The sequence below is a fragment of the Burkholderia puraquae genome, from assembly GCF_002099195.1.
Classification (GTDB): domain Bacteria; phylum Pseudomonadota; class Gammaproteobacteria; order Burkholderiales; family Burkholderiaceae; genus Burkholderia; species Burkholderia puraquae.
This window is the reverse complement of sequence record NZ_NBYX01000002.1, coordinates 495,050-516,489: the sequence shown is the minus strand read 5'-3', so window position 1 is coordinate 516,489 and position 21,440 is coordinate 495,050. Positions and strand designations below refer to the sequence as shown.

Annotated in this window: 22 protein-coding genes; 9 read left to right on the top strand and 13 right to left on the bottom strand. The window is 67.8% G+C overall.

Translation table 11 applies throughout. From position 1 onward, the window contains the following. Nucleotides 1–38 precede the first annotated feature (38 nt). The gene (locus tag B7G54_RS06695; protein ID WP_085038362.1) at nt 39–1,673 is read right to left on the bottom strand and encodes a DUF2306 domain-containing protein; all 1,635 of its coding nucleotides are present in this window, start codon (nt 1,671–1,673) and stop codon (nt 39–41) included. A gap of 37 nt (nt 1,674–1,710) precedes the next feature. Further along, a complete protein-coding gene (locus B7G54_RS06690) occupies nt 1,711–2,388 on the bottom strand; it encodes a DUF4336 domain-containing protein (protein WP_085038361.1) in 678 nt (225 codons plus the stop codon). Nucleotides 2,389–2,509: 121 nt separating this feature from the next. Between B7G54_RS06690 and B7G54_RS06685 the strand changes: the two genes are divergently transcribed. Beyond that, a complete protein-coding gene (locus B7G54_RS06685) occupies nt 2,510–3,082 on the top strand; it encodes a TetR/AcrR family transcriptional regulator (protein WP_165765549.1) in 573 nt (190 codons plus the stop codon). A gap of 81 nt (nt 3,083–3,163) precedes the next feature. On the opposite strand, the gene B7G54_RS06680 is transcribed toward B7G54_RS06685, so the two are convergent. The 3 genes from B7G54_RS06680 to B7G54_RS06670 form a co-directional block, all read right to left on the bottom strand. Further along, complete coding sequence (locus B7G54_RS06680) at nt 3,164–4,516, bottom strand: pyridoxal phosphate-dependent decarboxylase family protein (RefSeq protein ID WP_085038419.1); 1,353 nt, start codon at nt 4,514–4,516, stop codon at nt 3,164–3,166. 20 nt (nt 4,517–4,536) lie between these two features. Further along, nucleotides 4,537–4,836 (bottom strand): ArsR/SmtB family transcription factor, encoded by a 300-nt coding sequence (locus B7G54_RS06675; protein WP_085038359.1) that lies wholly within the window; start codon nt 4,834–4,836, stop codon nt 4,537–4,539. A gap of 175 nt (nt 4,837–5,011) precedes the next feature. Continuing rightward, complete coding sequence (locus B7G54_RS06670; RefSeq protein ID WP_085038358.1) at nt 5,012–5,899, bottom strand: LysR family transcriptional regulator; 888 nt, start codon at nt 5,897–5,899, stop codon at nt 5,012–5,014. Nucleotides 5,900–6,028: 129 nt separating this feature from the next. Between B7G54_RS06670 and B7G54_RS06665 the strand changes: the two genes are divergently transcribed. Beyond that, nucleotides 6,029–7,066: an aldo/keto reductase gene (locus B7G54_RS06665; RefSeq protein ID WP_085038357.1), complete on the top strand. Its 1,038-nt coding sequence runs from the start codon at nt 6,029–6,031 to the stop codon at nt 7,064–7,066. A 32-nt stretch (nt 7,067–7,098) separates the two neighbouring features. Here B7G54_RS06665 and B7G54_RS06660 read toward each other — a convergent pair whose 3' ends face one another. Further along, nucleotides 7,099–8,763, bottom strand: coding sequence for an ABC transporter ATP-binding protein (locus B7G54_RS06660; protein ID WP_085038356.1), 1,665 nt, complete (start codon nt 8,761–8,763; stop codon nt 7,099–7,101). Nucleotides 8,764–9,115: 352 nt separating this feature from the next. Here B7G54_RS06660 and B7G54_RS06655 point away from each other — a divergent pair, with 352 nt between their 5' ends. After that, nucleotides 9,116–9,592 carry a GNAT family N-acetyltransferase gene (locus B7G54_RS06655; RefSeq protein WP_085038355.1) on the top strand — a complete coding sequence of 159 codons (477 nt, stop codon included), beginning with the start codon at nt 9,116–9,118 and terminating at the stop codon, nt 9,590–9,592. A gap of 158 nt (nt 9,593–9,750) precedes the next feature. On the opposite strand, the gene B7G54_RS06650 is transcribed toward B7G54_RS06655, so the two are convergent. Beyond that, on the bottom strand, nt 9,751–10,476 hold the full coding sequence (locus B7G54_RS06650) for a class I SAM-dependent methyltransferase (RefSeq protein WP_085038354.1): 726 nt from the start codon (nt 10,474–10,476) through the stop codon (nt 9,751–9,753). A gap of 193 nt (nt 10,477–10,669) precedes the next feature. Here B7G54_RS06650 and B7G54_RS06645 point away from each other — a divergent pair, with 193 nt between their 5' ends. Both B7G54_RS06645 and B7G54_RS06640 read left to right on the top strand, forming a co-directional pair. Beyond that, entirely contained in the window at nt 10,670–11,677 is a 1,008-nt protein-coding gene (locus tag B7G54_RS06645) for a hypothetical protein (protein ID WP_085038353.1), read from the top strand. A gap of 734 nt (nt 11,678–12,411) precedes the next feature. Further along, on the top strand, nt 12,412–13,221 hold the full coding sequence (locus B7G54_RS06640; RefSeq protein ID WP_085038352.1) for a TlpA family protein disulfide reductase: 810 nt from the start codon (nt 12,412–12,414) through the stop codon (nt 13,219–13,221). Nucleotides 13,222–13,299: 78 nt separating this feature from the next. Here the strand turns inward: B7G54_RS06640 and B7G54_RS06635 are convergent, their stop codons facing one another. After that, the gene (locus B7G54_RS06635) at nt 13,300–14,277 is read right to left on the bottom strand and encodes a LysR family transcriptional regulator (protein ID WP_085038351.1); all 978 of its coding nucleotides are present in this window, start codon (nt 14,275–14,277) and stop codon (nt 13,300–13,302) included. Between the two features lie 290 nt (nt 14,278–14,567). On the opposite strand from B7G54_RS06635, the gene B7G54_RS06630 reads away from it, so the two are divergent. The 4 genes from B7G54_RS06630 to B7G54_RS06615 all read left to right on the top strand — a co-directional run bounded on the left by B7G54_RS06630 (nt 14,568) and on the right by B7G54_RS06615 (nt 17,323). Next, nucleotides 14,568–15,179 carry a cysteine hydrolase family protein gene (locus B7G54_RS06630; RefSeq protein ID WP_085038350.1) on the top strand — a complete coding sequence of 204 codons (612 nt, stop codon included), beginning with the start codon at nt 14,568–14,570 and terminating at the stop codon, nt 15,177–15,179. A gap of 50 nt (nt 15,180–15,229) precedes the next feature. Then, nucleotides 15,230–15,703: a cupin domain-containing protein gene (locus B7G54_RS06625; RefSeq protein WP_085038349.1), complete on the top strand. Its 474-nt coding sequence runs from the start codon at nt 15,230–15,232 to the stop codon at nt 15,701–15,703. A 150-nt stretch (nt 15,704–15,853) separates the two neighbouring features. After that, nucleotides 15,854–16,690, top strand: coding sequence for an ion transporter (locus tag B7G54_RS06620; protein ID WP_085038348.1), 837 nt, complete (start codon nt 15,854–15,856; stop codon nt 16,688–16,690). Between the two features lie 144 nt (nt 16,691–16,834). Further along, nucleotides 16,835–17,323 carry a GlcG/HbpS family heme-binding protein gene (locus tag B7G54_RS06615; RefSeq protein WP_085038347.1) on the top strand — a complete coding sequence of 163 codons (489 nt, stop codon included), beginning with the start codon at nt 16,835–16,837 and terminating at the stop codon, nt 17,321–17,323. Nucleotides 17,324–17,396: 73 nt separating this feature from the next. On the opposite strand, the gene B7G54_RS06610 is transcribed toward B7G54_RS06615, so the two are convergent. From B7G54_RS06610 to B7G54_RS06590, 5 genes are all read right to left on the bottom strand, one after another. Further along, the gene (locus tag B7G54_RS06610; RefSeq protein ID WP_085038346.1) at nt 17,397–18,065 is read right to left on the bottom strand and encodes a MarC family protein; all 669 of its coding nucleotides are present in this window, start codon (nt 18,063–18,065) and stop codon (nt 17,397–17,399) included. Between the two features lie 419 nt (nt 18,066–18,484). Then, complete coding sequence (locus B7G54_RS06605; protein WP_244289262.1) at nt 18,485–19,453, bottom strand: serine protease; 969 nt, start codon at nt 19,451–19,453, stop codon at nt 18,485–18,487. A 223-nt stretch (nt 19,454–19,676) separates the two neighbouring features. Continuing rightward, nucleotides 19,677–20,015, bottom strand: coding sequence for a hydroxyisourate hydrolase (uraH, locus tag B7G54_RS06600; RefSeq protein WP_085038344.1), 339 nt, complete (start codon nt 20,013–20,015; stop codon nt 19,677–19,679). 31 nt (nt 20,016–20,046) lie between these two features. After that, a complete protein-coding gene (locus tag B7G54_RS06595) occupies nt 20,047–20,562 on the bottom strand; it encodes a hydroxyisourate hydrolase (RefSeq protein ID WP_085038343.1) in 516 nt (171 codons plus the stop codon). Between the two features lie 37 nt (nt 20,563–20,599). Further along, on the bottom strand, nt 20,600–21,316 hold the full coding sequence (locus B7G54_RS06590) for an outer membrane protein (RefSeq protein ID WP_085038342.1): 717 nt from the start codon (nt 21,314–21,316) through the stop codon (nt 20,600–20,602). Nucleotides 21,317–21,440 lie beyond the last annotated feature (124 nt).

Sequence of the window (21,440 nt, the reverse complement as noted above, 5' to 3'; positions counted from 1 at the left end):
CACTCCTCGCCGCTGCGGCCGGCTTCGCGCAAACGCGGCTAGCGCGCGAATTTCTCCTGCGTCGCGCTACCGTACACGGCGTAAAGCAAGCCCACCAGCATCGCGAGGATCAGGCCGATGCTGATCGCAACGCGATAGACACTGGTGATCTCGACGTAATGCGGCAGGTCCGGCACGCCGATCTGAAGATAGATCCACCCGACCAGCGGCACGAACGCATAGAGACTCGGCAGCGCCAGCACGCAGAGCACGGCGAACAGGCTCCACTCCTTGACGAGCGCATGGCGCTCACGCATCACGCCCCAGAGCAGCAGCACCGCGAAGAACAATTCGAATGCACCGTTCATCTGGAACGGCGTCCCGCCGGACGACGTGATCGCGGTCGGGCCGCCCAGCAGTTGCCCCCAGTACAGCAACACGGCGCCGTTTGCCGCGGTCAGCACGCCGGTCGCGGCCGCGAGCCGCATCATCCGTGCCGGCCGCGGCTTCCCGATGAACGCGGCGCGCAGCAGGAACGGCGCGAGCGCGCACACACCCATCGCACTGGCGGCATAGAGCCAGCGAGAACCGGGCGCCGCCCGCAGCACGTTGCCCTGGAACGCGGCGAGTCCGGCCGGAATCCAGTCCTTGCCGGCCTGGAACCGGTCGAGGCCGGGCGTCACCAGGTCGTGATCGACGACGGCGGCCAGCGCGACGATGCTCAGCATCGACAGCACGGCGACACCCGCCTTGGCAACGGCCTCCGTGAACGCGGCCGAAAACACCGGGCCGGCGCGGCCCGTGGCCGGGCGCGACTTCTGGAACCAGCGATTCATGCACAGCAGCAGGTAGCCGAACAGCATGCATTGCGCGATCAGCACCGCGACCGCCGAGAAATTGGACGTGTTCTGGTTGACGTCCGGATAGACCATCGCGGCCCAGATCCAGTCGATGCGCGTAAACGGCGCCGTGAGCAGGAAGCCGTAGTTGATCGCCATGTAGGCCTGATGCTGGGCGATCTCGCGGCGGATCAGGTGGTGGATCGACATCCACAGCGATGCCGTGACGCCCAGCGCGAGAAACCAGAGGCCGGTCGCGAACGTGAGCGTGTCGTACATCATCGCGACGGGCGTGCGCACCATGTAAGTCATCGCGCCGATCATCGCGATCTGCGACGAAACCATGTAGACCACGCCCGCCGTGCGATGCCAGCGCGGATGGTTGCGGCGCAGCGCCGGCCAGAACTGCAGCGCGCCCAGCAGCATGCACGTGCCGCCCATGATGTTGTGCAGCGACAGGATGACGATGTTCGCCTTCGGCATCCGCGCGTAGTAGAGCAGGGTGTCGTAGACGCCGTTCTCGCCGAACATGAGCCGCGCCGACGTCAGCCTGGCCGCGATCCAGATGAACGGATCGTCGGTGCCGATCACCTGCCCCCAGCCGGGATCGCCGCCGGCGATCGACATCGCGCGGAGCTGTTCGCGCGCATGCAGGAGCGCGTCGCCCGATACCGCGCCGAAATTCGCGTGCCCGGTCGCGATGGCCGTCAGGCCGTAGAGGACGGTGACGATGGCAAACGCCACGAACACCACGATCGCCCACGTCCGCAGGCGGCCGCCCGGCACGTCGCCGGCACGCGCCGCGAGGGCGGAGGCCTTCACCGCCGGATGCCCGATGTCATTCGATCCTGCCATCACGTCTCTCCCTGATCATGCGTCGTTATCGATGGACTCAAAGCCACGCCATGCCCTGCCGCACCGCGTCGTGCGCGTGCTCGGTCAGCGGGTCGCCGTGCGCGAGCGCCACGCGTTCGAACGGCCATTCCAGCAGCCTGTCGATGCATGCGCGGGCCACGCGCCGGTCCCGGTAGACCACGCGCAGCAACGGATGCCAGCCGACCTGCCCGAGCACGCCGCCCAGGCGCAGGTAATGCCGCGTCAGCCAGTGCGGCGACGCGTGAAAGTTCTCGACGAGATCGCAGGCGATCAGCGTGCGGCTGGCCGGGTGATAGAACACCGTCTCGCGCAGCAGGCAGCCCTCGATCGTCAGCAGTTCGAAGTCGCCCCGCCACTCCGGATGCGGCACCGCCGTCAGCACCGCGTCGAAGTGCAGATCCTTGCGCTTGCGCTGCAGCGCGGCCGGGCCGTGCAGCAATGCGCGCGGATACGCCGCGACGGCGCCGGCCGCATGGAGGTGGTGAAACAGGTTCGGGCAGACGATGTGGCCCACCTCGCCGAGCGCATCGATTTCCGCGCGCAACCCGCCTTCCAGCGGCACCGGCGAATGCAGCAGCAGCCGGCCCGACGACAGCCGGACGACGGTCATGCGCGCACCGACATGCAGCCCCATGAAAGAATGAGGGACCGATGCAGTCCAGATATCCTTCGTCAACGAATCAAGGGCGGGCATCGCCAGAACCGACAATGTTTGAGTTGCAAACATTGTCGACCGTGACATTGAACACTGTCAAATGAGTAGAAACCCCGGGAATCAGAAGGCGGGCTACCACCACGGCAATCTGCGGCAGGCCGTGCTGGATCTGTCCTTTGCCGCGCTCGAGCACGCGAACGGGCGGGACTTGAGCGTGCGCCATCTGGCGACGCAGCTGGGCGTGTCGGACTCGGCCGTCTATCGCCACTTCGTCAACAAGGAGGCGCTGCTGGTCGCGCTGGTGGTCGAAGGCTTCCGGCGCCTGACACAGGCGCAGGTCGACGCGTTTGCTGCGGAAATTTCACGCGGCGCGTCGGCTCGCGACGCCTTTCGGGCCGGCGGGCTGGCCCATGTGAAGTTTGCGCACGCACACGCCGAGTTGTTCCGGCTCATGTACGGCGGCTTTGCGGTCCAGCACCGGGACGATGCCGAACTCGTCCAGGCCCGGCGCGAAAACAGCGAGGTGACGACGCAGGCGATCCGGAGAATGGTCGGAACCACCATCGACGAGCAGCAGATCCGCGCGTTCAGCGTCGGCGTGCGCAGCTTCGTGCATGGCTTCGCCGTGCTGTGGATCGACGGTCATCTGGAAGGCGGCGTGGCGGATATCGAGGCACTGGCGGAAGCCGCGTTCGAGTTCTCGATGCACGCATTTCCCGACTCGGCGCGCTGACGATGCAGCGTTAGCGGCGCATACGCGGCACGCGGCGCACGTGAGTGAGCGAACCTCCGCGCGCCGCCGCGCTGCCTCCGCTCAGCGCACGTGCACGCCGCGCAGCTCCGTCAGCAATGCCACGAGACGATCGATGTGCGTGTCTTCGGTGCGCCACGACGACACGCTGATCCGGAACGCCGGCCGCCCTTGCCACACCGTCGCGCCGAACCACACTTCGCCCGACGCCTGCGCGGCCTCGCGGATCGCAGCCGTTTCATCGTCGGTGCCGGCGCGCACGAGCACCTGGTTCAGCACGACGCGGTTCAGCACATCGTAACCGGCGGCACGCAGGCCGTCCGCGACCCGCGCCGCCTGTACGCAGTGCCGCTCGACCATCGTGGCCACGCCGGCGCGGCCGAGCGAGCGCAGCGCGGCCCATACGGGAATGCCGCGTGCGCGCCGCGAGAATTCGAGGTTCAGGTTCTTCTGCGCGTCCTGCGCGCCGCTCAGGTAGACGGCGTCGCTGTTCATCGCGGTCGCGAGCGCGGCCGCGTCGCGGCAGATCACCATCGCGCCGTCGTACGGCGTGTTGAGCCACTTGTGGCCGTCGGTCGTCCAGCTGTCCGCGCCGTCGATGCCGTCCGTCAGCGCGCGCTTCGACGATGCGCGGGCCCACAGGCCGAACGCGCCGTCGACATGCACCCACGCGCCGGCCGCCTTCGCGGGCGGAATCAGCGCCGCGAACGGATCGAACTCGCCGGTGTTCACTTCGCCGGCCTGCACGCAGAGGATCGTCATGTCGTCGAGCGGCGGCAGCTGGGCCGGATCGATGCGGCCATGCGCGTCGACCGGCGCGACGACGAGGCGCTTCATCCCGAAACCGAGCACGCGCAGCGCCTTCTTCACCGTGATGTGCGCAAGCTCGGAGATCACGACCTTCACTTCGGGCGCACCGATCAGGCCGTCCTCGTCGACGTCCCAGCCCTTGCGCGCGAGCAGCGCGCGCCGCGCGGCCACCAGCGCAACCAGCGTGCAGGCCGTCGCACTCGTGCCGAAACCGACCGCGCTGCCCTCGGGCAACCCGAGCACGTCGACGACCCAGCGGGCGGCCTGGCGCTCGATCGTCGCGGCGACCGGCGAATTCGCAAACGACGACGCGCACTGGTCCCACGCGAGCATCAGCCGCTCGGCCGCCGCCGCGGCCGGCAGCGTGGCGCCGATCACGAAGCCGTAGTAGTTCGGGCCATTCGACGCGACGGTCGCGGGCGTGCCGCGCTCGTCGAGCAGGCACAGCACGTCGTCGGCCGGGCGGCCCGTATCGGGCAGCGGCTCGTCGAATGCAGCAAGGCCGGCCAATGCGGCCGCGTCGGGATACGCCCGCCGCGCGTTCGTCGCGGCCAGATACGCGTGCGCGCGCCGGTCGGCGTCGGCCAGCAATGCAAGTTCGTCCATGTCGGTTGCCTCGGTGTGCATCAGAGTTGCAAAAGATCGCGGCCGAGCTGCTGCAGCGCGCCGTCGATCCGCTTGTAGTACGTGAACTTGCCGACGCGGGTCGCCTGCACGAGCCCGGCATCCGCCAGGATGCGCATGTGGCGCGTGGTCGTGGCCGGCGCGATGCCGAGCTTCTCGGTGATGTACGTGCAGCACACGCCGAGTTCGTCGACATCGCCGTGCGGCTGCGGCGGGAAATGCTTGCGCGGCTGCTTGAGCCAGCGCATCACGGCCAGGCGGCTTTCGTTGGCCAGTGCGCTGATGCGGGTGACGTCGTCCATGGTTTCGGGTTTCGCTTGACGTTTCGAATATTAGCTAAATGACGAAATGTGTGCAATCGACCGAACGCCGGTTTCGGCCGGCGACGTCGTGCCGGGAATCGCCACGCCTGCCTTCGATGCGATCGTGTCTGGACAAACGCTGCAACGCTCGGCGAACCGCATGAACCTTGCCCGGTTACGCCCCGCCCAGCGCCTGCGCCAACCGGTCGATCAGCGCGCGCACGCGCCGCGGCTGCATCGCGTTGCCCGGATAGACGATCTGCAAATCGACGTCGCCCGGCGAGTACGTGCGCAGGACTTCGACGAGCGCGCCGGACGCCAGATCCTGCTCGACGTCGACCAGCGACTTCAGCGCGACGCCGTGCCCCGCGACGCACCACGCGCGCACGAGCGCACCGTCGTTGGCCACACGCCGGCCGCGCACCGTCACGCGCGTCGGTTCGCCATCGATGCTGAACGGCCATTCGGCATACAGGGCCGGCCCGAAACGCATCACGATGCAGTCGTGCGCGGCGAGATCGTCCGGATGCTGCGGCGTGCCGTGCGCAGCGAGATACGCGGGTGACGCGCACACCACGCGCCGCGCACGGCCGAGCGAACGGCTGCGCAACGAACTGTCGGCAAGCACCCCGCGGCGGATCGCGAAATCGAGCCCCTGCCCGACGACATCGACGTAACCGTCGCCGAGATGCAGGTCGACCGTGACGCCCGGATGCTCGGCCAGGAACGCGTCGACGACCGGCACCACGCGCTCGCGGCCGAGATCGGCCGGTGCGCTCAGGCGCACCGGCCCCGACAATGTTTGCACGCCGAACCGCACGCGGCTTTCCAGTTCGTCGGCTTCGGCCAGCAGGCGCCGCGCGCCGTCGACGAGCGTGCGGCCCTCGTCGGTCAGGCTGATTGCACGCGTCGTGCGCGTGAGCAGCGCCGCGCCGTAGTGGCGCTCGAGCGCGGTCAGCCGCTCGGACACGGTGGCCGGCGACAGCCCGAACTCGCGGCCCGCCGCGGCCAGTCCGCCCTTCTCCACGATGCGCAGGAACAGCGCGAGATTGTCGAGCAGCATTATTCGCCTCTTCCGAACGATATTTTCGAAGTGTGCCCAATTATCCGAAATATCCGCAAGGGATACAGTGTGGCAACACCTGGCCTCGCGGCCCCCCTCGACACGTCGATCGCCCAAAGGAAACCCGCCATGGAATACCGCACCCTCGGCCGCTCCGGCCTCAAGGTTCCCGTCCTCAGCTTCGGCGCCGGCACGTTCGGCGGCACGGGCCCGCTGTTCAGCGCATGGGGCAATACGGGCGTCGACGAAGCGCGCCGCCTGATCGACATCTGCGTCGACGCCGGGGTGAACCTGTTCGACACGGCCGACGTGTATTCGGACGGCGAATCCGAGCGCGTGCTCGGCGCCGCGATCAAGGGACGTCGCGACCAGGTGCTGATCTCGACGAAGACAGGCCTGCCGACCGGCGACGGCCCGAACGACGCGGGCACGTCGCGTGCGCGGCTGGTACGCGCCGTCGACCACGCGCTGCGCCGGCTCGACACCGACTACATCGACCTGCTGCAACTCCACGCGTTCGACGCGGGCACGCCGGTCGACGAAGTGATGTCGACGCTCGACGATCTCGTGCGCGCAGGCAAGCTGCGCTACATCGGCGTGTCGAACTTCGCGGGGTGGCAGATCATGAAGTCGCTGGCGGTGGCGGACCGGCACGGCTGGTCGCGTTACGTGGCGAACCAGGTCTACTACTCGCTCGTCGGCCGAGACTACGAGTGGGACCTGATGCCGCTCGGCGCCGACCAAGGGCTCGGCGCGCTCGTCTGGAGCCCGCTCGGCTGGGGCCGGCTCACCGGCAAGATCCGGCGCAACGCGCCGCTGCCCGAAGGCAGCCGCCTGCATGAAACGGCCAGCTACGGGCCGCCGGTAGACGACGCGCGCCTGTACGACGTGGTCGATGCGCTCGACGCGATCGCCGAGGAGACCGGCAAGACCGTGCCGCAGATCGCACTGAACTGGCTGCTGCAGCGCCCGACCGTGTCGTCGGTGATCATCGGCGCGCGCAACGAGGAGCAACTGCGGCAGAACCTCGGCGCGGTCGGCTGGGCACTGACCGATGCGCAGGTCGCGACGCTCGACGCGGCGAGCGCGGTGGAAGCGCCTTATCCGCACTTCCCGTATCGCCGCCAGCAGGCGTTCGCGCGGCTCAATCCGCCGATGCGCGGGTAAGGCAGACGGCCTGCGGACGCGGCCGTGCAGCCCTACGCCGGCACGCGCGCATCGCCGAGCCGCACGACCTTGTCGGCCGGCCCGATGACCGAGCGGCGGTGCGTGATCGCGACGACCGTGACGTCGCGGGCCAGCAACCGCACGTGTTCCATGATGTCGCGCTCGGTGGCTTCGTCGAGCGCGGAACTCGCTTCGTCGAGGAACAGCACGCTCGGATCGCCGTACAGCGCGCGGGCGATCGCGATGCGCTGGCGCTCGCCGCCGGACAGCTTCAGCCCGCGCTCGCCCACCGTGGTGCGGAAACCGTCCGGCAGGCTGTCGATGAACGTCAGGATCGTCGCCTTCGCGGCCGCTTCGCGCAACCGCTGCGCGTCACGCGGCCGGCCGAGCAGGATGTTGTCTTCCAGGCTTTCGTTCAGCAGCACGACATCCTGCGGCACGACGGCGACCGCGCCGTACCAGTCGGCGCGATCGATGGCCGCGAGATCCACGCCGTCGACGAGAATGCGCCCGCCGGTCGGCTCGATCGACTTCAGCGCGAGCTTGAAGACGGTGGATTTCCCTGCGCCCGTTTCACCGACGAGGAACGTGATCGCACCGCGCTCGGCGACGAAGTCGACGTCGGCGACGCAGCGGCCATTGTCGTACGCATAGGCGACGCGGTCGAACACGATGCGCCCGTCCTGCGGCGCGAACGCCGCCGCGTGCGACACCTGCCGCTCCTCGGGCGCCGTCCACAGCGCCGCGAACGGCACGAGCGCCGCGCGGGAGCGTGCGCTCTCGTCGACCGCGCGCGCGATCATTTCGAACGGCATGTTCAGCTGCAGCAGCAGCGTGTTGAACAGCACGATGTCGCCGATCGACAGCGCCCCCGCCGCATGGCGCGGCAGCAGCAGCCAGAACGTCACCGAGAACTGGATTGCGAGGCCGAGACCCAGCAGCGCAAGATAGCTGACGTGCTGCAGCACATACGCGCGCCAGCTGTCGCGCACGACGCGCGCTTTCTCCGAGAAACGTTCGCTCATCCAGCGATGGCTGCCGAAATGCCGGAGCGTCTCCATCGCATTGATCGCGCCGCCGACGAAACGCGCATTCTCCTGCCCGGCCTCGATCGCGCGATCGAGGAACGCGCGCGAGCGCCGGGCGGCGACGACCGCGATCGTCACCGCGACCGCGCCGTAGGCGGCCGTGATGGCCACGACCTCGAAATTGATCAATGCGCCGAGCGTGACGAGCGTCAGCACGATCTGCAGCGTGCCGGGGATCAGGTCCATCAGCCCCAGTTGCACGAGCACCGACAGCGCCCGGCTTCCACGCTCGTTCGCGCTCTGTATTTCGGCGGGATTGTGCTCGACGAAGAACACCGTGGTCTTCTTCAGGATGCGCTCGAAAAAGCGCGTGCTGGTGATGAAGCCCAGATTCTGCGCGCTCATGAACGCCAGGTACTGCACCGCGCGTTGCAGCGCGCTGGAAAGGCCCAGCAGCACCGCGTAGACCACGAAGCCCGGGATCAGCGCGTGGAGCACGCCGCGATGCGACAACGCGTCGATCAGGCGCGAGAACAGATAGGGGGCGGCAACCGCGCTCGCGCCAGACAGGATGACGACGGCCACGACCGTCAGCAACATCAGGCGATCGGCCTTCCAGTAGGCCCGCAGGACCTCGGTGATCGGATGCGACGCACGGGTTTCGTTCATGGCGGGATGAACCGGGCACGGCGCAGCCCGGATGGCGGCGATGGGCGAAAAAGTCTAACAGAGCGAACGGCATGCCGTGGTGGCGTTCGGGCGGCATGGGGGCCGTGCTGCGCGGCTGCTGCGCGGCGAAGGCTGAACCTGACAGCGCCATGCCGGCAGCAACAAGGGCGGCCGGCGTGATCGCCGCAGGTTCCGGCCGACATCGACATCGCGAGCATTTTGCGGGTCGTGGCACCAAAAAGCACTGTCGTCATGGGCCTACCCATCGGGCCGCGAACTTCCTATCGTGGAGACCTGCGACGCGCCGGCCGGATCGGCGGCGCGCGCCCTTCTCATCGACAGGCCCGCCAACATGAACGCCAACGACACCGGACTGACCGTACGCGCGGTCACGGAAGACGACTACGACCAGTGGCTACCGCTGTGGGACGGCTACAACCGCTTCTACGGCCGCTTCGACGACACGGCACTGCCGCTGCGCATTACGCAGCTCACGTGGTCGCGCTTCTTCGACGTCTACGAACCGGTGCATGCGCTCGTCGCCGAGCGCGCCGGCCGGCTCGTCGGGCTCGTGCATTTCCTGTATCACCGCAGCACGACGCTCGCCGGGCCAACCTGCTACCTGCAGGACCTGTTCACGCTCGACAGCGAGCGCGGCAAGGGCGTCGGCCGCGCGCTGATCGAAGCCGTATACGACACCGCGCGGGCGCATCGCGCCGAACGCGTGTACTGGCAGACGCACGAGACGAACCACACGGCGATGCGGCTCTACGACACCGTCGCGGAAAAGCCGGGGGCCGTGCTCTACCGGAAAGAGCTGTCGCGCTGAGCAGGGCGGCGAAACGTGGGCAAGCGCCCTCTCGTGGAATGCCCCGCCCGATTGAATGCCATGATCCCTTCCGGGAACGGTCGCTTCGGCCCATTCGGTCGCCCCGGGGGCACAAAATCATCCTTTCGGTCGGCTTTTGTATCCACGGGGCGACCAATTCAACCCACCGGCCGCGCCTTGACCCACAGAAACAACGGCACGCGCGCCCACTGCTTCAACTGGTCCGTCTCGACGTGGTCCGGCGGCGGCTCGCGCAGCGACACGATCGCGAACCCGGCCGCTTCCAGCGCTTCCATGTACGCCTGCAGCGGCAGCGACCAGCCGGCGAAGTGCATCGACAGCCCGTCGCGCGTTTCCACGCCGTCGAAGTGCTCGCGTCCGAAATAGCTGCCCTTCAGCACGAACGGCGCATCCGGTTGCGGCCCCGCGAAACCGCCGCGATCGCGGAACGGATGCACGAGCGAGATGAACAGCGTCCCACCCGGCTTCAGCACGCGGCGCGCCTCGTTCAACGCGCGCTGCATGTCGTCGAGATCCATCAGCACGTTGTACGCCATCACGAGATCGAAGCTGGCCGCGTCGAACGGCAACGAGGCCGCGTCGGCCAGCTCGTAGCGATGCGCGGAATCCGCATGACGCGCGGCATCGAGCATCGCGGGCACCACGTCGGTCGCAGTCACGTCGTAGCCGAGCGCCTTCAGCTCGCGGCTCACGCGGCCTTCGCCGCAGCCAATCTCCAGCGCGCGCCCGGTGTCGCGGCCGATATAGGCCGCGAGGCCCGCGCGGTATTTCCAGAACGCATCGTGCCCCGGCTTGCCGGCCCAGCCGATCCATTGGTCGGCGACTTGCGTCCAGTGCTCGGTAATGGCTTTCGTGTCGGTCATGTGCGCTCCCGCCCCGTGTTCGTCGTTGGCTCAGGATGCGCATGGTAAGCCGAAGCGCCGGAACGCGTGAGCGGGGTGCGCCGCGCAGCCGGTTTCCGTTTCCGGCGGCGACGTTCTACAGTGACATAAAACAATCTGCGCCGCCGCGCATCGTTCCCGCTCGACGATACGCACCCGAATCCGAGGAAATCCCATGCCGAGCATCCTGGCCGCGCCCGCCAATCTCCCCCCGAGCCCCGTCGCGGCGGAAACGCGCATGGTGCACGACGTCGCGACGCTGAAGCCGTCCGACTACCGCTCGGCGGACGGCGCATCGTGGGTCATCTCGATCATCACGCCGGCCGCGGACAGCGGTACGAACGTGACCGGCACGACCTACTTCGACACCGCGAAAGGCCAGACCGTCGCGGTGCCCGACGCGCGGCGCCGCCATGCGAATCGCGGCACATGGCAGGTCGTCGCGAGTTCGAGCCCTTCCGTGCCCGCCACCGGCCGCTACGACTGGCTGACGCTCGCCTGGCTGCCGATCAACCGGCGGCCGCTGCCGCAAACGCCCGAGCACCTTTATTCGCCGTTCATTCGCGGCGGCACGATCGTGTATCGATGGAATCCGGCGGCGAAAGGCGGCGAGCAGTTCGGCAACGTGCGGATGATCTTTCCGGAATGGACGCAGCAGGTGGCCGATGCGTTGCGGGCGGCTCCCTCAGCGTCGCCGGACGGCGCCAGCGCGTCGGCCGCCCCGTCCGCGCTCGATCGCCTGAAAGCGGACACGAACCCGATGACCGCCGTGCTCGACTTCGGCGACGCGCTGCGCGACGAACCGGTCGAGCGGATCGTCGCGCGGCTGCCGGGCCTGCTGCGGGTGAAGGATCTGCACGAACTGTCGGCGATCGTGTTCCTGTGCCTGTCTGGATCGCGCACCGAAGACCGGCCGCGCCTCGCCGAAACGATCAACGGCTCGATCGCCGCGACCGACGACAGCGCGCGCCTGCTCGCAATCGCCTATGGCGCGTTCGCGGCCGGCCGGGCACGGCCTTATCCGTTCAACGATGCGGGGCAGACGGCACGAATCAACGACGTGTTCGGCGCACTGAAGCGGCGGACGTCAGCGCTCGACGTGCCCGTGGCGGAAGGGTCGCCGTGGTACGAGTTCTTCACGGCGTATCGGCTCGGCGAGGCGGCATCGGGCAAAAGCCAGTGACGACACGCACATAGCCTGCGCCGCCGCGGCAGATGCCGGCGCCCATCTCCTGCGCGGAACCGGTCGACCGGATGGTCCTTTCAGCAAGCCTCTCGACACCGGGCCTGCCCCGCCCCTCACCGCGCTCCCGCGCGCGGCATGACTGAATCGCCGAATCCCTGAATGCCAGGGCAAGCCACGCATGCACGGCTACGTCGTCAGCCAGCCCATCGGCAACGACAGTTCATGTGTGTTGCCGTCATCGGAAACCCTCTCCTGTCACCAACCTGGCGTCGTGCAATGCGCGAGTGAATGCCTGGTGCTCGCATCTGGCAGCGGTCCTATTCCGTTGAATCAGCCGATCGGGATCGGAGTGCGGCCGCGCCCACCGGCCGCCACCAGGCATTCACGCTCGCATGCAGGACGACAAAAAATCGGCCGCCCGGGGGGGAGCGGCCGTCAAGGAGAGATCCCTGTACGGGATGCCGGCGGACACCACTCCGGACCGGCGTGGGTATTGTTGATGAATGCGCTTCCGCTGAACATCAGACCAGTCTGATTTGCAACCTGCCCGCACGACAATCACGGAGTCCTGAACCAGCCTCCTCCGCCGAATCCGCAGCGCGCGGTTACGTTCGCGCCGGGAACCCCCATGCCGGGCAGCCGGTCGAAACGCAGCACGACCGTCGACAGGCTTCAGCGCCGCGACGGCCCATCCCGTCCCCAACCCCGCTCGATCACGTCCCCGCCCTTTCATGCTGAGCATCGGTCCCTTCTCGATCCGCGTCGTCGCGGTAGCCGTCGCCGCGCTGCTCGCGTGGCTCGTCGCGCGTTTCCTCCAGCGCCATCCGCCCGACGGACATCACAAGACGGCGTCGAGCCTGATCCTCGACGTGCTGCTGCTCGGGCTGATCGCCGCACGCGTCGGCTATATCGCGCAGTGGTGGCGCGAGTACGCCGCCGCACCACGCTCGATCATCTCGCTCGGCGACGGCGGCTTCGACTGGCGCATCGGCCTCGCAGCCGGGATCGTGTTCGCGGGCTGGCGCCTGCGCCGCCTGCCCGCGCTGCGTCGCCCGGTGATGGCCGGCATGCTCGCGGGCCTCGCCGCGTGGGGCATCGCGCAAGGCACGCTCGCAACGTTGCAGCACGGCGCGCCGCCGCTTGCCGCGTTGCAGCTCGAGGCGCTCGACGCCACGCCGGTGCCCGCGCAACGCTTCGCGGGCAAGCCCGTCGTCGTGAACCTGTGGGCGACGTGGTGCCCGCCGTGCCAGCGCGAAATGCCGATCCTCGCGCAAGCGCAGCAGGATCATCCGGGGATGACGGTGCTGATGGTCAACCAGGGCGAAGATGCGCAGACCGTGCGCGCGTTCCTCGAACAGAAAGGGCTGCGGTTCGATCACGTGCTGCTCGATCGCACGCTGCACGCGATGCAGGCCTACGGTTCGCGCGGGCTGCCGACGACACTCTTTTTCGACGCGAAAGGCAACCTCGTCGAATCGCACATGGGCGAGATCACCGCCGCGCGGCTGAAGGATGCCGTGGCGGACCGCTTCGGACCTTGAGGGCCAATTGCACCCCCTGCTCACGGTCAGCGCGGGAACGGTGCACAAGACCAGCCGGCGCAGGGCGGCGGGCCCCGCTCAGCGAGCGGGGCTGCGCTTTGCGCGCGTTGCCGGGCTCGCCACGGCGCCCGGTGCAGCGGGTTGCACCGCACGCAAGCCTTCGGCACAGGCGTCGTAGTACGTCTTCATGTACTCGACGAACAGGCGCACCTTTGACGACGTGTGCCGACGCCGTGGATAAACCGCGTAGTAATTCAGCCGCCCGAGCCGGTGGCCGGGCAGGATGGGCACCAGCCGGCCTTCGGCGATGTCGCGCGCTACCGTGAGATGCGTGAACGCGGCAATACCGAGCCCCGCCACCGCCGCCGCATGAACGGCCGTAATGGCGTCGATCCGCAGCGCGGCCTGCCCCGCGACGCTCGTCACCTTGCCGTCGTCGGTCGTCAGCGACCAGTTGCCGTCGCCCTGCGGCTTGCGATGCATCAGCAGGTCATGGCCGGCAAGGTCGGCCGGCGATCTCGGCAGGCCGCGACGCGCGACATACGCCGGCGCGGCGACGAGAATCTCGTCCGAACTCGTCAGCGCCCTTGCGACCAGTTCCGAATCCGCCAGCGCGCCGGTGATCCGCAACGCGACATCGAAGCCTTCCGCAATGAGATTGACGAACCGGTCGCTACACGAAATGTCGAGCTGAACTTTCGGATAGCGCTCACGGAACGCCGGCAGCCACGCGCTCATCTCCAGCGTGCCGACCGCAAGCGGCATCGACACGCGCAGCAGCCCGCTCGGCTCCGCGTGCCCGGCCGACAGCGCGCCGGCGGCGGCATCGACGCGATCGAGAATGTCGACGCACGATGCGTAGTACAGCTCGCCGTCCGTCGTCAGCGCGAAGTGACGCGTGCTGCGCTGCACGAGCTGCACACCGAGCGCGGCTTCGAGCTGCCGCAATTGCCGCGAGACCGTCGAATGCGTCATGTCCAGGCGGTCGCCGGCGGCCGAGAAGCTGCGCGCTTCGACTAGCGTGCGATACACGCGCATTGCAAGCAGTTGATCCATTGACACGGCGCCTCACGCTTTTCCGGTTCGTCCGTCGGTTCGACGAAGCTCGTCGGCGGACATCTTATCCCGAGTATCGGCGACGGCAACGGGCGATTCGCGTCCGGCGCCACGATTAGGACCGGTCCTATGTAGATGTGTTTCCGGCCGGACGATACTGGGTTTCGTCCCAAGCGGCACGGGTACCGGAGTTGTACGCGTCGTGCACAGATCATGTTCGCGCACGCTGTAGCCGGGCAACGGGCCGCTCCCTACACTCGCCACATCCCCTTTTCGAACCGGAGCACATCATGTCCCACCCGACCATTCTCACCCTCGTCGGTGCGTCGCAACCGGCCGTCCTCGCCCGCAACGGCACGGCGCTGCTCGTCATCGATTTCCAGAACGAGTATTTCACCGGCCGGATGCCGATTCCCGACGGCCTACCGGCGCTGCACAACGCGAACCGGCTCATCGCAATGGCAGACCGCCACGGAATGCCCGTGTACCACGTGCAGCACGTGAACCCGGCCGGCGCACCGGTGTTCGCCGAGGATTCGCCTACCGTCGAATTCCACGCTGCGATCCGCCCCGCGCCCCATCATCACGTGGTCCGCAAATCGAACGTCAGCGTGTTCCAGGGCACCGACATCGCACAGCAACTGAAAGCCGGCGGCATCGAGACCGTGATCGTCGCGGGCCTGATGACGCATGCGTGCGTCGCGGGCGCGGCGCGCGACGCGGCACCCGCCGGGTTCGAGGTGATCGTCGCGTCCGACGCGTCGGCCACACGCGACATCGACTCGCCGGCCGGCGGTACCGTTCCCCACACCGCGCTGCACGCGGCGTCGCTGGTCACCGTCGCCGATACGTTCGGCGCGGTGATGTCGACCGACGCCATCCTCGAACTGCACACCCGTTGATCGGCATGCCTGGTTACAGGCCGGCATCCCCTTTAATGTAAGGAATACACATGAAATTCATCCCGAAGTATCTCGCCGCCACGGCTGCCACGCTTGCACTTGCCGCACCGCTCGCCACCGCCGCGCATGCCGCGGAACCGGCCAAGGCCGCCCCGCAGCCGCTCGTGTCCTTCCCCGTCTCCGACCTGAAATGGCGCGAGCTACCGGGCACGGGCGGCATCAAGGTCGCCGACCTGCGCGGCAGCATCACCGGACACGGCCCCTACGACGCCTTCGTGATCTTCCCGGCCGGCAAGGACAACCCATACCACCTGCATACGCAGAACCTGCCGACGGTCGTGCTGAAGGGCACGTTCTACGCGATCGTCGACGGCAAACGCACCGAGTATCCGGCAGGCTCCTTCTACAACCTGCCGGCCGACATGCCGCATTACAGCGGCTGCGAGAAGGGCGAGGACTGCCTGTTGTTCCAGTACCAGGCCGACCACTTCGACCTCGTGCCGGTCGCGAAGAAGCAAGAATGAACCCGCGGCCGATCGCGAGGCCGCCGACCGTGCCGATGTTTCCGCTTCGTCACGGTCGGCGGCCTCGCGCATTTTCGCGGCCCGGTGTTGCGCCGCTGAATCAGACTCGTCCGATTGGCCCTGCCGAGTACCGTCCGTAAACTCGGGCACATGATTTCCCCCATCCAGCCCGCCTTCGACGCCCTGCGCGACGCCATCGCGCGTTGCACGCGCCGCCCCGCCTTCCTCCGCAACCTCGACATCGTGGTGCTTGCGCTGATCGTCGCGAGCGTGCTCGTCGTGATGGCCGACAGCGTGCATGAGTTGCACGAGCGGTACGGCCATGCGCTCTATGCAGCCGAATGGGCGTTCACGCTGCTGTTCACCGTCGAATATCTGATGCGGCTGCTCTCCGCACCGAAACCGGCCGCCTATGCGCGCAGTTTCTTCGGCATCGTCGATCTCGTGTCGGTACTGCCCACCTATCTCGCCTTCTTCTTCCCCGGCCTGCATGCGCTGATCGACGTGCGGCTGCTCCGGCTGCTGCGCGTGTTCCGCATCCTCGGACTGTCGATCTACCTCGAGGAAGGGCAGATGCTGATGCGCGCACTGACCCGCGCGCGGCGCAAGATCTTCGTGTTCATCGGCGGGATGTTCGTGCTGGTGGTGATTCTCGGCACCGTGATCTTTCTCGTCGAAGGGCCGGAGAACGGCATCACGAGCATTCCGGTGGGCGTGTACTGGGCGGCCGTGACGATGAGCACGACCGGCTACGGCGACCTGACGCCGCATACGCCGCTCGGCCGGCTCATCACGTCGTGCGCGATCCTGCTCGGCTACGGGATCATCGCGCTTCCGACCGGGATCATGGGCGCGGAGCTGGTTGCATCGGCGCTCGAGCGTACGCGGGCCAACGCGCGGCCCGCCGTGGGCGATGAGCCGTGCTGCCCGCATTGCGGCGTCGCGCTGCCTGCGCCTGGCGCTGCCGATGCGCCGCCGCCAAAATAGGCCCCGTCCTATTCAGCTTCGCCTCCCCTTGGTCGAAACTGGGTTCATCGAGCGGTTCGGCCTCCGCAGCGCCGGTCTTCGCGACACGCGATGCGCACCGTCAATTCACCGCTCGTCTTCCAGTCATTTCGATAAGGAGTTCACATGATCATTCGATCGACCCTGGCGACGCTCGCCGCCGCCACGCTGACCACCGCCGCTTCCGCACAAGTCCTTCAGGAAAAGAACCTGTCGCTGAACCTCGCGACTGAAATCGCGCAGCAGACCGTTCAGGCCTGCTCGGCCAGCGGCTACAACGTGGCCGTCACCGTCGTCGACCGCAGCGGCATCGCGCGCGCGATGCTGCGTGCCGACCATGCCGGCCTGCATACGGTGGATGCGTCGCAACGCAAGGCCTACACGGCGCTGTCGACGAAAACGCCGACCGGCACGCTCGCCACGAACCTGCAGAAGAACCCCGCCGCCGCGCAGATGACGGCCATCGACGGGTTCCTGGTGCTGGGGGGCGGCGTGCCGATCAAGGCCGGCGACGAAGTGATCGGCGCGGTGGGTGTGGGCGGTGCCCCGGGCGGGCATCTCGACGAAGCCTGTGCGCAGCAGGGGATCGCGCGCGTTCAGGCGAAATTGCTGTAACTCGACGGGCCGAACCGTTCGCGGTTCGGCCCTGCTTCCCTCTCCAGGCCCGCGCAAACGCGCTATCGCCGCCTCACCCCGCCTGCCCGCCCAGCATCTGCACGAACGCCGCCAGCCCCGTCAGCATGATCTGCACACCCACGCACAGCAGCAGGAACGCCGACACCCGCATCGCCACTTTCGTCCCCTCGCTGCCGAGATAGCGCGCGAGCGTCGTCGCGCGGCTGTAGATCTGCCAGATCGCGAACGCGACGAGCGCCGCGACCGCAACCGACACCACGCCCGACGCGAGGTAGTCGGCAGCCGTCCGCGCACGGTTCGCATGCAGCGCAATGCCGGCCGCGATCGAGCCGGGGCCGATCGTCAGCGGCACCGTGAGCGGGAAGAAAGCACGCGCCATCAGCTTCGGCAGGTCGTCGCCGTGCGCGGCGCTGTCACCGCCCGGCACGTCGGGCGCGTTGAGCATCGACCAGCCGGCCACGGCCACCGCGAAGCCGCCCCCGATCCGCAGCGCTTCCATCGAAATCCCGAAAAAATTCAGCACCGGCGCGCCGATGAAGAAGATCACGAGCAGCGTGAAGAACACGTTCGTCGCGAGCTTTTTCGACAACGTCGCACGCTCGGCCTCCGTAAGCGATTGCGTGCGTTCGAGAAACACGAACGCCATGCCGATCGGATTGATGATGCCGATCAGGCCCGTGAAGCCGAACAGGATTTCAGAAATCAGGCGGTCGACCGGCATCGCGATGCGTACTCCTCGGTAACGGGCAGCGAATAAAAAAACGGCCGATCGACAGGATCGGCCGCTCAAACGGAGAGATCTCCATGATCCGGCGCGCGGGGGCACGCCGGGCCGCAGAACCCCGATTGTCGATGAAGCGGATCCGGCGGGAAATCAGTCGGGTCTGATTTTTCGGGGCGAAGCGACGCGCGGTGCCCGCTTGTGATCGTCCGAAGGGTCTCGCCGCATTTCGGACGCACGCAGAAGAAAATGCAGCAAAAAAAACGGCGGCCAGTCGTCACGAGCGGCCGCCCAAGAGAGGAGAAACTTCCACGAACGGTCTCGGCACGTGGCGCGAACGCACCGCATGTCAGCGGCAAGGCAGCGGTACGGCAACCGCACCCAGGTACGCCGGCGCCGCAGCGCGTCGTTCAGGCCGCTCAGTACCCGACCAGTCGCGTATGGCTCGGCAGATCGACCGTGAGATCGGTGCCGCCTGCGTCCGTCTTCGACGGCGACGCAGCCGGCCGTGCCGTGTCGCGCGTTGCCGCGAGCCAGTGCGTGAATTCGGCTGCGGTCATGCCCACTGCTTCAGCCGTGCCGGGCGACGAAGCGACGGCTTGTGCCGCACCCCGATGCGTGTCGCGCGTGTTCGACGACGCGGCGCGCACAACCTCGGCCACCGATGCCGCGCGCTGCCCTTCGGGCGTGGGACCCTGCGCACTCCGGTTGCGCGTAACAGTGGCGGGCTTCGAAGCGACCGTCGACCGCGCCGACACCGTATCCGGCTTGCCCCTCACCGCCTTCACGGGCCGCGATGCGACACGCGCCGGCTGTGTCGCCGCCGTCTCGCCGTCGCGCACGCGCTCGTTCTGCGCGCCGGCGGCCAGCACACCTGCGGCCGGGGCGGCATCCGGCAACGCACCCTGCTTCGTCTTCGACGCGAACGATGTATCGGCCGCAGCCGCATCCACCATCGCCGAGACCGCCGTCACCGGCGCGGCGATGATTGCCTCCGGCGCGATCGAGATGGCCGCTGCATACACGCTGCCGGGCGTCGCCATGTGCTGACGCTCGTCGATCAGATGTGTCGCCACCACGCACACCACGCCGAACATCGCGGTGGCCAGCAGCGTCGTCTTCCAGCGGCGGCGCAGCGGATGCGGCCGGACCCACGCGCGGTTGTCCGAACCGAAATCCTCGGCGCGAACCGGCTTGGCGACCCTGGCCGCCTGCGTGCCGCGTGCCGGCGCGGCGGCCTGCACGCGTCGCGGGCCATGAATATCGAAAACGTACTGTCGCGCGCGCCGGCTCGCCACGAACGGCCGGCGTCGCCGGCCGTACGGCGGCGGCACATCCGAATACGGATGCGCGAGCGGAATCGCGTAATGCCCGGTGATGTCCTGCATGCTCATGATGTCGACGACGCATTGCGCGACATCCGCCGCAGCAATCCGTGCTCCTGTAGTTGACTGGATCGGCTTCGAGTATCGCCGTCAGGCCGCCGCCGGACAATCGGACCAGTCCGTATCGGAGGCGACATGCGGGTCAGCCCAGTCCTACCGCCAAGACGACGCGCGGTTCGATCCGGCCCTCGCGTCACGGCCCACCGCACGACCTGAGCCCAGCCGCTCAACTCCCGCGATACACCGACGCGTACCACGGCGTACACAGCAGCGGCACGTGATAGTGCTGCGCCGGATCGGTCACCGTGAAACGCACGGGCACGATGTCCAGCAACGCGTCCGGTGCGGTGAAATGCTCGCCGAGATGAAACCGCAACTCGAACGTCCCGCTGCGCGCCAGGTCGCCGTCGAGCATCGGCGCATCGTTGCGCCCGTCCGCGTTGCTGATGGCTCGCGCGACGAGCGCCGGCGGCCGTTCGCCCAGATCGAACAGTTCGATCCGCACGCCGGTGATCGGCTTGCCGCTGGTCACGTCCAGCAAGTGCGTGCTGATGCCAGCCGCCATGTCGCCCTCCTTTTGCCTTGTCGCGGCGGGCTCACGTGCCGCGGTAATACGTGTAGTTCCACGGGCCGAACTGCACCGGCACGTGCAGCCGTTCGTCGGCGCTTGCGATCCGGAACCGGATCGGCACCGTCGTCAGGAACGACGGCTTCGCCGGTTGTGCACCGATTGCGCGGTCGCGGTAATACGCGTCGACATGCAGCAGCAGCATGTATGAACCGGCGCGATACGCATCGCCTGCGAGCAGCGCGCCGCCCGTCCCGCCGCGCGCATCGACGGTCGCGGTGCGCAGCGGCACCTCGCGTTCGCCGTCGAAGCGCGACAGCTCGACGCGCATCCCTTCGGCCGGCACGCCATTCAGCATGTCGACGATGCGCACCGTCAGGTCGGGATGCGCATTGCGCCACCTGCCGCGCATCGCGCCCCACGCCGAGCTGGCCGGCGCTGTTTCAGCCGCCCCGGCGGGCGCCGAAGCCAGCGCACCGCCGCCCGCCAGCGCCGCCGTCGCAAGCACGAGCCTGCGCCGCGCCGTATCGATGACGTCCTTCATCTCCTCTGCCTCCTCGCGGACCGATTCGATCCCGCGCTTAGAACCGGCCGCGCAACCCGATGAACACTTCATTCGACGACAGCTTCGACTTCAGTTGTTCGTCGCGCGCGTTGATGCGGTTCGCGAACGTGTTGAAGCCCGTCTCGACGTTGCCCATGTCGACATAGCGGTACCCGAGGTCGATCGAGAAGCGCTTGTTGATCGCATAGCTGACGCCGGCGCCGGCCGAGTACGCGAGGTTGGTCTGCGTCTTCGACGCGAAACGGCGCGAGTCGTTGGTCTGCCAGCCATCGGCCGACACGATCGCGACACCGATGCCGAGCGTGCCGTACACGGAGAAGCCGCGGCCAAGATCGAAGTCCTTGTAGCCGTTCAGCATCAAGCGCTGCGCCGACACGTGGAATTCGTTCGCGTTCGCATCGAACGGCGCCCAGTAGCTCGTGAAGTTGTTGGTGCGCTTGAACACGTATTCGCCTTCCGCGCGCCAGCCGTTGCCGAACTGGTAGCCAAGGCCGAGCGAACCGGTCAGGTTCGAGCCCATGTCCGGGCCGCCGACGCGGCTCGCGACGCGCGGGCTCGTCAGCTCCATGTTCACCGCGTTGTCGAACGCGCCGATGATGCGGCCCGTCGCGTAGTAGCCGGCATCGCTCACGTCGGCGGCCTTCTTCGTTTCCGGCGCGGCGACGGTATCGGCGAAAGCGGCACCCGAGAACAGCAGGGCGAGCGTGGACGGCAGGGCAAAGCGCTTGATCATGATGAGTTCGATTCCTTGACGATGAATGACTTGTCGGAGAAGCCGTCATCGTAGGAATCGCGCCGCGATCGTTGAACCCGTTCGGCTACGGGTTGCGCCTCCGTAGCGCTACGGAGGCGCCGTG